Source organism: Nostoc sp. FACHB-190 (genome assembly GCF_014696905.1).
Taxonomy (GTDB): Bacteria; Cyanobacteriota; Cyanobacteriia; order Cyanobacteriales; family Nostocaceae; genus Nostoc_B.
Genome location: NZ_JACJQW010000011.1, coordinates 176,200 through 188,204 on the forward strand (window position 1 = coordinate 176,200; position 12,005 = coordinate 188,204).

At 41.6% G+C, this 12,005-nt stretch carries 3 protein-coding genes; 1 reads left to right on the forward strand and 2 read right to left on the reverse strand.

Annotation, left to right across the window (positions count from 1 at the left end; all coding sequences use genetic code 11):
* Nucleotides 1-51 precede the first annotated feature (51 nt).
* Entirely contained in the window at nt 52-1,221 is a 1,170-nt protein-coding gene (locus H6G28_RS14975) for a pyridoxal phosphate-dependent aminotransferase (RefSeq protein WP_190671676.1), read from the forward strand.
* 55 nt (nt 1,222-1,276) lie between these two features.
* On the opposite strand, the gene H6G28_RS14980 is transcribed toward H6G28_RS14975, so the two are convergent.
* Entirely contained in the window at nt 1,277-5,623 is a 4,347-nt protein-coding gene (locus tag H6G28_RS14980; protein WP_190671688.1) for a non-ribosomal peptide synthetase, read from the reverse strand.
* A gap of 255 nt (nt 5,624-5,878) precedes the next feature.
* On the reverse strand, nt 5,879-11,554 hold the full coding sequence (locus H6G28_RS14985; protein ID WP_190671692.1) for an SdrD B-like domain-containing protein: 5,676 nt from the start codon (nt 11,552-11,554) through the stop codon (nt 5,879-5,881).
* Between the last annotated feature and the right edge of the window lie 451 nt (nt 11,555-12,005).

A 12,005-nucleotide genomic window follows, 5' to 3' on the forward strand; every position in this document is an offset into this window, starting at 1 on the left:
AATAACCTACACCTGTCAAGATGAGAGAGATGGGGTGATGGGAACTCATACATGACTGATGACAAATTGATTTCTCGGATGCAGGCGGTTCAGTCGCCAATAATTCCTGTGGTTGGGGAACTGATTAAAAATTCTCCGGGAACCATTTCTCTCGGACAGGGTGTAGTCTCCTACAGTCCACCACCAGAAGCAATTGAACTTTTACCGAAGTTTTTAGGGGAAGCGAGAAATAATCTCTATCAAGCAGTGGAAGGAATTCCGCCTTTATTAACTGCATTGACAGCAAAATTGTCAGCTTTTAACGGTATTGAAATTACTGATGAAAACTGTGTTGTGGTGACAGCCGGCAGTAATATGGCGTTTATGAACGCGATTTTGGCAATTACTTCGCCTGGGGATGAAATTATTCTGAATACGCCATATTATTTCAATCATGAAATGGCTATTACAATGGCGGGTTGTCGTGTGGTGTTGGTAGAGACAGATGAAAATTACCAATTGCGTCCAGAAGCCTTAGCCGCAGCAATTACACCAAAAACCAAGGCTATTGTCACAATTTCCCCCAATAATCCCACAGGGGTTGTCTATTCTGAAGCTGCTTTACGCCAAGTCAATCAAATTTGTAGCGATCGCCATATCTACCACATCAGCGATGAAGCTTACGAATATTTTACCTACAACGGTGTCAAACATATTTCACCAGGGGCATTTGCTGGCAGTAGTGATTATACAATTTCTCTCTACAGCCTTTCTAAAGCCTATGGTTTTGCCAGTTGGCGCATTGGCTATATGGTAATTCCCCAGCATTTACTTGTGGCTGTCAAAAAAGTTCAAGATACAATTTTGATTTGTCCGCCTGTGGTGTCGCAGTATGCCGCATTAGGCGCATTGCAGGCAAAAGATGAGTATTTGAAGGAAAATATTGGTGCGATCGCTCAAGTACGTCAGTTAGTAATAGACTCGCTCAATCATCTCCAAGGTTTATGTACTATTGCTCAAGCCGATGGTGCGTTTTATTTCTTCCTGAAAGTGCATACTCATATCAATGCGTTTGAGTTGGTAAAAAGATTAATTCAAGAACACAAAGTTGCGGTAATTCCTGGGACAACCTTTGGGATGGAAAATGGCTGCTATTTGCGAGTTGCTTATGGGGCGTTACAAGAAAATACAGCCAAAGCAGGGATAGAAAGATTAGTTAATGGTTTGCGGAATATTATTTAATTCTCCCCCAAAGGCGCAAAGAGTAAGCAAATTTTCTCTTTTCTGACTCCTAAAATTAGGAGTTTTTCTTGTCAAACAACAAATTTAATCTATCTGCTAAAACCTGCACATGAGGTTCTTGGAGCAAACTGAAGTGATTTCCTGGTAGGTGATAAATTTGTGCTATTTTTTGCTTCTTCCACCCAAATCGAGGGAAAAGAAAGCGTAACATTTTATGAGATAAATATACAAATTCACTAGATAGAAAAAGGTGAATCTTACCAGAGTAGTCTTGTTGGCTAATATAAAGCTGTTGGTAAATATTCATAGGTGAAACTAAATTCTTTGTTGAATTTTTCCCTAAATATTGATAATTCTTTTGAAAGAACTTTCTTATCTGCCGAATAGCTGGAAAAACTTGGTTAGCATAGTAATACAATCTATGATTATAAGCAGGAAAGTCTATGATTATTAAAATAGATACTTTTTTCCCAAGAATTTCTAGTTGTTTAGCAATTTCATAAGCTACTAAACAACCATAAGAATAACCACCTATAATATAGTCATCATTTGGTTGTAAGGCGAGAATATCATGAATATGATGTGATGCAATTGCTTTGATATTTTCTTGTTTATTTTGATATCCAAATGCAGATAATCCTGATTCTATAAAATGAATTGGTTGTTCTTTCCCTAGGTGTTGAGAAAGTGGTAACACTTCATTTAAACTGCTAGCACAGAAGAAAAATGGTTGTTTATTACCTTGATGATTGAGACTGGTAATTAAGGACTCAGGTCTAGGTTTTTCTCCCTGACGGCCAGCAGTGATTGCTATAAGTTTGCGATAATCCTCTTGGTTCAACATAGGAGAACTGAAAGAGAAAGATGATTCTACAGTTTGTGTCTGACGCATCACCTCAGCCAATTCTCTAATTGTTGGTACTTGAAACAGTGTGGCTAGGGGTAGTTTTTTGTCCAAAGTCTTTTCAATTTCGGCAAATAAACGCAATGCTAATAAAGAATGTCCTCCTAAATGAAAGAAGTTATCATCAATACCGATAGATGAAACACCTAAAACTTTTTTCCAGATTTTAATTAATTGCTGTTCTAACTCATCTTGAGGCGCAGACTGAGTAACTTGGGAAAGTTGTTGGCTTGGTTGGATTTTGAAAGCATGGAGTTTATCTTTCTGTTGTTGCCAATATTTTTGATCTTGAGTCAATATTGGCAATGACAAAATATTCTGGTCTGGATTGGCTACTAGTTCTTGTAGCAAAATCTGAAAATTCTGGATTAACTGTTCAATTGTGGCAGCATCAAACAGTTCAGTATTATATTCAAATATGCCTTCCAATCCTAGAGGTGTTTCCCACATCAACACCGACAAATCACATATAGCCGTACCTTTTTCAACTGGTATTGACTCTATATCCAATCCAGTCAACTCTAGATTGTTCATAGGTACATTCAGCAGATTGAATATCACCTGATACCAAGGTGAGTAACTTAAATCTCTGCTGGATTGTAGATTAGATAACAACTGCTCAACGGGAAAATCTTGATATGGATAGGCTTCTAAAGTGATTTGCCGTACCTGCTTGATCAAGTTCAGGAAAGAGGGGTTCCCAACTATACTGATGCAAAGCGGCATAATATTGGAGAAGCAGCCGATGATAGATTCAATTTTAGTATGGTTGCGGTTGGCTGTTGCTGAACCAATCACTATATCTTTTTGACCACTGTAGGAATGCAGTAAAATTGCAAAACCAGTTAACAGTGTCATGAAGAGGGTAGATCCAGATTTTTGACTGAGGTGTGTTAGTTGCTGCGTTAGCTCTGAGTCAAGGTGAAATGATTGGATATGCCCTGAAAAAGATTGTAATTGAGGACGAGGGCGATCGCTTGGTAATTGCAGCAAGGGAGGCGCAGCCGCTAGTTTACGACTCCAGTACTCTACTAAAGGTGTATATACCTCTGGCTGCTGAAACCATCGCCGATGCCAAAGGCTAAAATCACTGTATTGCCATAACGGTGGAGCCAGAGGAGACGGAGATTTTTGTGTATAAGCTTTATAGAGAACTGATAATTCCTGGTTAAAAATTCCCAATGACCAGCCATCGGCAGCAATATGATGTATCGTGATCATCAATATATAATCTTTCTCGGTCAATTGCAGTAATCGCGCCCGGATGGGTGGCTCTTGTGTAAGGTCAAATGTCTGTCTGGCTTCTGCATCGACTAAACTTTGAATTTCCCTTTCTTCGTAGTTTTCAATTTGTTGGACGAGAATGGAAATCTTCAATTCAGCAGCAATGTGTTGAACAGGTAGCCCTTCCACAATGGGAAAGGTAGTTCGCAACGATTCATGTCTTTGAATAATTGTGTTAATTGCCTGTTCCAAACTCGCAATATCCAAAGTTCCTGTCAGCCGCAACATTATTGGTAGGTTATAAATCGGTCTAAGACCAGATTTTTGCTCTAACAACCATAATCGTTCTTGATATAACGACAAAGGTAGGTTATTTTTATCTGAAATTACTGGCCATTCAGGAACACTCTCTAGAGAGTCTGTTTGCTGATGTGCTGATTCAATCTGTTGACTCAACTCAAAAATTGTAGATGCTTCTAGGACTGCGGAAACAGGTAAATCTACTCTAAAACAGTCCCGCACGCGAGAAACAATCTGAGTAGCATGAAGAGAGTGTCCACCTACTTCTAAGAATGGTTGATAGATTCCAACTGGAAACCCTAAAACCTCTGACCAAATTTTCGCTAGTGTTTTCTCTGTTTGAGTTCGAGGTAACACAACATTGCTATCTATATCTATGCAGAGATTCTCCATACTAGGTAGGGCGTTTCGATCCACCTTACCATTAGCATTCAGAGGTAACTGATCCAACAAAATAAAAGCCGATGGAATCATATAATTTGGCAATTTCTGTTGGAGAAAATGGCGTAATTCACTAGAATTTACTGCACCAATGTTTGCTTCTTGAGTAAAATATGCTACTAATCGCTTGTCTCCTGGACGGTCTTCCTGGGCGAGTACAACAACCGATCGCACAGATGGGTGTTGTGCCATAACTGCCTCAATTTCACCCAGTTCCACCCGGAAGCCTCGAATTTTGACTTGAAAATCAATTCTACCCAAAAACTCTATTGTGCCATCAGGTAGCCAGCGAGCGCGATCGCCTGTTTTATAAAGACGACTGTCTGGGTCATCACTAACAGGATTTTGAATAAATTTTTCTGCGGTTAAATCTGGTCTATTCAAATAACCCCTCGCTAACCCATCACCCCCAATATAAAGTTCTCCTGGAATACCAATGGGAACTACTTGTAAACCATCATCAAGTATATAAACTTGGGTATTAGCAATGGGACGACCAATAGGAATTGAGTCTTTTTGCAAATCATTAACAGTAATTTTATGGCAACAGGTAAAGGTTGTATTTTCTGTAGGGCCATAGCCATTGATTAATTGACATTCTGGTAATTCTTCTAAAACTTTCTCGACATGATATCTTGATAAAACATCTCCTCCTGCTAAAAGTTGGCGTAGGGATTTTAGATTTTCTATCTGTTCTTCCACTATTAAATTAAATAATCCTGCTGTTAACCATAATGTAGTAACATTATATTGCTTGATTGCTGTGCCAATTTCTTGTAAGGATGGTGTTTTAACTGGCATCAACACCAATTTACCGCCATTTAATAAAGCAGCCCAAATCTCAAATGTTGCTGCATCAAAGGCAATCGACGCAAGCTGTAAAATAACTTCATCAGCACTAAAATTAGCATAATTTGTATTTTCAACTAGTCGCACAACACCACGATGTGTTACACAAACGCCTTTGGGTTTGCCTGTTGAACCGGATGTGTACATTACATAAGCTAAATTTTGGGCAGTGACTTCACTATCAAAAGAAGTACCATCAGAAATGGTGGTTAAATTACTTTGCTCATCAACACAGATAGTTTGAAGATGATTTGCAATTAAAGATAGATGATTTAATTTATTTTTTTGAGTGATTAGAATAGATAAATTTGCATCTTTGAGAATAATTTCTAATCTTTCTAAAGGAGCAGATGTATCTAACGGTAAATAGGCTCCACCTGCTTTTAATATAGCTAAAATAGTGATAATTACATCAGGAGAACGGTCTAAATATAAAGCCACTAACGTTTCTGTTGTGACCCCAATTTGTCGTAAGTAATCAGCCAGTTGATTTGATTTGTTTTCAAGTTCCTGATAAGTTATTTGCTGACGTTCATACTCAACCGCCACAGAGTTAGGTGTTTTTAATACTTGAATTCTAAATAATTCGTGAATTGTCGCATTTCTGGGATAATCTGTTTCTGTATTTGTCCATTCTTCTAACAAAGAGCCTGCAAATTGAGTTAATGAGTCGGCAATATTCATATTTTTAACAAAATTCAAATTATAAATTTATGGTTATTCCAAAATCATTACGGAGTGTATTTGCGGAGATATCTTAGTTGAACATCTCGCAACTCTTATCATTTTCCAAAAATGCTTAGGGATTGATCTAAGCTACATTTGCTCAATGCGCTCAGATCAATTCTCTAAATGAGTACCAAGTTCTTTTACAGACTCAACGAGACAAGAGCATTTTGATTGAAATAATCCAATCAAAATGCTTTTTCTCCTAGTCAGTTATGCGTTTCCTCCGTAGAAAACATGATCTGCCAGCCCCAAACCGTTGTTGTATTCATCCAGTTTGCTAGTAATGAAACTACCAGCATCTAAACCATAGGTAACTTTGGTATTGGAGTTGTAGGGACTTGGCAAATTGGATGCACTGGAAATACCTTGACTCCAGTAATTATCTATGCGTGGGCTATTGACACTGCTCCCAGTAAGTTGATTTAACGCGCCATCACCCTTCTTATCAGCATTTTCGTCTGGAGTTACAGCTTGCAACCAATTGATGCCTTCGTTGATATAGTATCGAGCATCTTGATCGGTTGTACTAGCTGCTGTGTCAATGGGGTTGCCAGCAAGATAATTCAACCAACTAGCCACTAAAGAGCGACCAAGATCGTAACGTACATCTCCATTAGGATGTGCTGAGGCATCAACAATCTGGCGTGCTTGGTTGAGAGTATAGAAAATGGTATTCTCACCTGTATCAGTTGTACCGTTGCGGTTGTAGTCACCGATAAGTAACCCTGCACTATACTGTCCAGTCACAGGATCAAGCACTTTTCCAGATTGGGCGGAGTTGGTATAAGAAGGGAACAGAAGGTCACTGTCTGCAAAATTAGCCAGTGTTTTTTGTGTTGGCTCGTTACCTTGGACACCATCCCAGAACTTCTGCCACTCGGTATTTGCCCAGAAACCTGGGGTACGCACACCAGGTGCAGCAATTACTGTGTCAGTATCAGTAGCACTGTTATTGTTGGAATTAGTATCAGTGAACCCAGTAGGAGCAGTAATCGTGGCAGTATTAACCAGAGACGCGGGCGTGACTTTGAGAACATCAAGATGGCGAATCTTGAACTGATCCTCTGGGCTGGTATCTGTGTCTAAAGCCGCAATCACAATGGTGTTACCAACATACTTGCCTGCATTCACATCAGCCCAGCGATCGCTCGTGCTAGTAGTAACGTTAGCTTCGTAGAACCCAAAACTGTTGAGAATTGAGTCGCTTAAAGTCGTGGGAGGACTGCTAAAATTCCCAATCCAGACAGAAATATCACTGTCCTTGATGACATATTGCAGATAAGCCTGATCCAACACCACTGCTTCCGAGAATTGGAATAGGACGTAGTTATCCCTTCCGCCAACGTTATCAACGACGTGAGTGTTGTTACCGCCATTTCCTTCACTACTGTCGGTGACACCCAATCCACCACCATAGCTACCCAGATAAGCCGCACTCCAAGCACCATTTGTCCCATCCACACGGCTAAATGCCCTGGCTGTGACAGTAATTCCATCTTTGGTGAATGTCCGCGTATTGCCATCTGTCCCATCCAAGGCACTATTACCATCGAAGTCAAATGTGGTTCGACTACCTGTGGATACTGGGCTAGGCGCGACAGTCCCTGTGACTGTGTAGGTAATGCTGCTACCTGCTGTCAAGGTGACGTAATCATTGATGTTGCCTGTACCACTGGTTTGGTTATCTGTTGCACCGCCACTGGCCACACTTGTCCAAGTGACGTTGGTTAAGTTGCTGGGGATGATATCACTCACCAGCGCATTGGTAGCAGTAATCAGACCATTGTTTCGCGCCACGATGGTATAGGTTATCTGCTGTCCTGGAATTACAGTTGTTAAACCATCTGTTTTGGTTATTGACAAATCACCAATATTTTTGATCAGTCCTGCATCAATGGTGAGGTTATCAGTTGTACCGACAGAGAATTGAGCCGTTGTGCCGTTGGTATTAACAACATCACTATCAGCTGCATCGTTACCTACATTAGCGGTGGTGAATCCGTTGAAACCAGTGGGTTCAACAAATTGAACACTATAGGTGCTATTGGCGTTAACGTTGAATTGGTAGAGACCGTTGGCATCAGTGGTGGTTGTTCCGATTTGAGCGCCAGCTTGGTTAAAGAGTTTGACAGTTACACCAGAAACACCAGACTCACCAGTATCTTGCACTCCATTACCATTGGTATCATACCAAACGCGATCGCCTACTTTGACAGTAGATGGAGTAACGATAGTGTTGGTATCAGTAGCACTGTTATTGTTGGAATTAGTATCAGTGAACCCAGTGGGAGCAGTAATCGTGGCAGTATTAACCAGAGACGCGGGCGTGACTTTGAGAACATCAAGATGGCGAATCTTAAACTGATCCTCTGGGCTAGTCTCTTTGTCCGAAGCTGCAATCACAATGGTGTTACCCACATAGTTGCCTGCGTTTACATCAGCCCAGCGATCGCTAGTACTAGTAGTTTCATTAACTTCGGTGAACCCAAAACTGCTGAGAATTGAGTCGCTTAAAGTCGTGGGAGGACTGCTAAAATTGCCAATCCAGACAGAGATATCACTGTCCTGAATGACATATTGCAGATAAGCACGATCCAACACCACTGCTTCTGAGAACTGGAATAGGACGTAGTTATCCCTTCCGCCAACGTTATCAACGACGTGAGTGTTGTTACCGCCATTTCCTTCACTACTGTCGGTGACACCCAATCCACCACCATAGCTACCCAGATAAGCCGCACTCCAAGCACCATTTGTCCCATCCACACGGCTAAATGCCCTGGCTGTGACGGTAATTCCATCTTTGGTGAATGTCCGCGTATTGCCATCTGTCCCATCCAAGGCACTATTACCATCGAAGTCAAATGTGGTTCGACTACCTGTGGATACTGGGCTAGGCGCGACAGTCCCTGTGACTGTGTAGGTAATGCTACTACCTGCTGTCAAGGTGACGTAATCATTGATGTTGCCTGTACCACTGGTTTGGTTATCTGTTGCACCGCCACTGGCCACACTTGTCCAAGTGACGTTGGTTAAGTTGCTGGGGATGATATCACTCACCAGCGCATTGGTAGCAGTAATCAGACCATTGTTTCGCGCCACGATGGTATAGGTTATCTGCTGTCCTGGAATTACAGTTGTTAAACCATCTGTTTTGGTTATTGACAAATCACCGATATTTTGATAAATACCTGCATCCAAAGTCAGATTATTTTCACCAGAAACAAGGGTGACAATCTGAGTTTGGCCAGTGCTGGGATTAGCATCAGAATCTACAGCATCATTAGCACCCACATTAGCTTGAGTAAACTGAAATCCTGCGGGTAGACCAGAGAATCCCACTCGATATTGTTGACCAGGTGTCAATCCGGCAAAATTGTAATTGCCACTGGCATTAGTAGTTGTGGTAACAGTCGTATCGCCAATACCATTGATAATGCCATCTGCACCTCCACCAGTCAGGGTAACAGTTACCCCACCAACTCCAACTTCGCCTGTATCTTGAATGCCGTTGTTGTTGGCATCGTTAAATACGAAGTCTCCTAATGCTGCCGTTTTGTAGAACCCAGCATCAACTGTGGTGTCATTTTCTCCTGGTGACAGGTTGACTGTATCCGAGACTAACCCATCACTATCAATGGCATCATTTCCACCTACATTCTGCGGACTAATACCGTTGAAGCCTGTGGGTTGTACAAATTGGACTTTGTAATCTCCTGGTTGCAGGTTGGTGAATGAGTACAGTCCATTACCATCGGTTGTGGTTGTGGCGATGATATTCCCGGCGGCATTCAACAGGTTGACTGTGGCATTGCCAATTCCTGCTTCTCCGGCATCTTGAATGCCGTTGGCATTGCTGTCTTCAAAGACAAAGTTCCCCAAACTGGCTAGGGCGACTAAGCCTGCATCTAATGTGCCGTTGAATTCTCCTGATGTCAGGGTGACTGTTTGGGTTAAACCTGTGCTGGTGTTGGCATCACTGTCTAATGCGTCATCATTGCCTTGGTTGGCTGGGGAGAAACTATAACCTGTGGGGGCTGTAAATCTAACTTGGTAGTCTCCTGGGGTTAAGCCACTAAATTGATAGCCACCACTACTATCTGTTGTGGTTGTGGCGATGACACTGCCGTTTGTTGGGTTGATGAGTTGAACTGTGACTCCACCAACTCCGACTTCGCCTGTATCTTGAATGCCGTTGTTGTTGGCATCGTTAAATACGAAGTCTCCTAATGCTGCCGTTTTGTAGAACCCAGCATCAACTGTGGTGTCATTTTCTCCTGGTGACAGGTTGACTGTATCCGAGACTAACCCATCACTATCAATGGCATCATTTCCACCTACATTCTGCGGACTAATACCGTTGAAGCCTGTGGGTTGTACAAATTGGACTTTGTAATCTCCTGGTTGCAGGTTGGTGAATGAGTACAGTCCATTACCATCGGTTGTGGTTGTGGCGATGATATTCCCGGCGGCATTCAACAGGTTGACTGTGGCATTGCCAATTCCTGCTTCCCCGGCATCTTGAATGCCGTTGGCATTGCTGTCTTCAAAGACGAAATTCCCCAAACTGGCTAGGGCGACTAAGCCTGCATCTAATGTGCCGTTGAATTCTCCTGATGTTAGGGTGACTGTTTGGGTTAAACCTGTGCTGGTGTTGGCATCGCTGTCTAATGCGTCATTACTGCCTTGGTTGGCTGGGGAGAAACTATAACCTGTGGGGGCTGTAAATCTAACTTGGTAGTCTCCTGGGGTTAAGCCACTAAATTGATAGCCACCACTACTATCTGTTGTGGTTGTGGCGATGACACTACCGTTTGTTGGGTTGATGAGTTGAACTGTGACTCCACCAACTCCAACTTCGCCTGTATCTTGAATGCCGTTGTTGTTGGCATCGTTAAATACGAAGTCTCCTAAACTGGCTTTTCTATAGATACCTGCATCAATAGTGCGATTGAACTCATTTGGATTTAGCTTGATGATTTGTGTCTGACCTGTGAGTGGGTCAGCATCAGAATCGGTTGTATCATTACCTTGATTGGACTGTGTAAAGACAAAACCTGTTGGTAGGTTGCTAAAGGTAACTTTGTACTCTACACCAGGCACAAGAAGTGGAAATAGATAAGAACCATTGGCATCGGTGGTTGTAGCGACAGTAGTGTCATCTGCTGTACCAATTACACCATCTTTGCCGCCACCAGTGAGGGTAACAGTAACACCTGCCACACCCGCTTCATTGGCATCCTGAACGCCATTGGCATTGAGGTCTTCCCAGACAAAATCACCTAAAGCTGCCGTCTTGAGGATATTAATCGTAGTTTGTGCAATATTAGTTCCAGCTTGGTTAACAGGAACAACAATAATTGCAATATCTTGAGGTGTGCCATTTTGGCTAATGCCCGGTACAAAGCCTGCGCCATTTTGAAGGGCTGCATTAACCAGCTGAGTGACTCGATTTTGATTGTATGCCCCTACTGTACTTAATATCCCGGAAGAAAAGCTGTTCTCCAGTAGAGTCCAGATAGCTACCTGTAAATCGCCGGAAGTATAGGCACCGAAACCTCCAGAAGATATTTGTCCGACAAATTTTTGATTGATTAGCCAGTTGATCTCATCTAGGTTTTCGGGTTTATCAATGATCCCTGTGGGTAACGGGTCATCATAACTAGAATAAACTTGCGCTTGGTAGGTTTGCCCCGGAACTATAGTTTGATTGGCATCAATGCAATAGGTGTCATATAGTCCATTGAGAAAATTACCGTTGCTGATTGTGAGATCCACGTAGCTTGGCCCATCACCACCAGAACCTGGAAAAGCGACTACGACATTTACATTGTTGTCTGGTAATGTTGACTTGAAAGCTTGCAATAGGTCATTAGTGAAAGACATTGAAAGGCTCCGCAAAATTAGATTCAGCGAATCTAAGCGAGTCAAGAAAGTATAAATAAATGTAGGGAACAATAGTCTCTAAAATATCATCTCAGTAATCTACGCAATTTTTTAACTTTAAATATTTTTTTAATCAAAACAACATACATTAGGGATGTCAGTACACTGAGAAAATTTGTACTTGCTAAAAAAAATAGTGTATGGTATAAACTTTGTTGTGAATATATAAAAAATAATAAAGATAGTGTAGTGTATGCTTTAAACAATATGCTGGCATTACTATAAATTAATTTTATTGCCGAAAATAAACCCTACAAAAATGTGGGAATTAAACAAAATAATTTTGGCTATTTTATTAATGTAATAGGACTTACGCAGTGAGACGAAAAACCAAGGGTTTTGGGAAGGGTATAGGGGTGTATGTGTCCAAAACTCTTACACCCCACACCCT

Coding starts and splice junctions, on each gene's coding strand:
- H6G28_RS14985 (WP_190671692.1), bottom strand. CDS start 11,554: ATGTCTTTCACTAATGACCTATTGCAAGCTTTCAAGTCAACATTACCA.
- H6G28_RS14980 (WP_190671688.1), bottom strand. CDS start 5,623: ATGAATATTGCCGACTCATTAACTCAATTTGCAGGCTCTTTGTTAGAA.
- H6G28_RS14975 (WP_190671676.1), top strand. CDS start 52: ATGACTGATGACAAATTGATTTCTCGGATGCAGGCGGTTCAGTCGCCA.